Origin of the sequence: Pseudomonas sp. HY13-MNA-CIBAN-0226, assembly GCF_040310305.1 — a bacterium.
GTDB lineage: Bacteria > Pseudomonadota > Gammaproteobacteria > Pseudomonadales > Pseudomonadaceae > Aquipseudomonas > Aquipseudomonas gregormendelii.
The window spans coordinates 1-259 of sequence record NZ_JBEOPS010000381.1; the positions used below are offsets into that span (position 1 = coordinate 1).

Annotated in this window: 1 protein-coding gene; it reads right to left on the reverse strand. The window is 46.7% G+C overall.

All coding sequences use genetic code 11. The features are described from left to right. Positions 1–259: ABC transporter permease subunit (locus AAEZ05_RS29190; RefSeq protein ID WP_502947813.1), on the reverse strand; the 259-nt coding region annotated here is incomplete at both ends.

The window sequence follows — 259 nt, forward strand, 5'->3', positions numbered from 1 at the left end:
GATACCAACCGCGCGCGCCATTTGCCGGTTTTGCGTCACAGCGCGCACAAATAGCCCGAAACGAGTCTTTTTAAGTAAGTACACTAGTAGCATAAGAATAATGATCGTAAAGCCGATAATAGCGATACGGTTGAAGGGGAGTACAAGGCTAGAGGACACTTGATAGGCACCGCTTAACCAGTCAACATTGCTGACTTCAACGTTTTGCGCGCCAAATATCATCCTTACCAACTGCATAAGAATCAGACTGACACCGAAG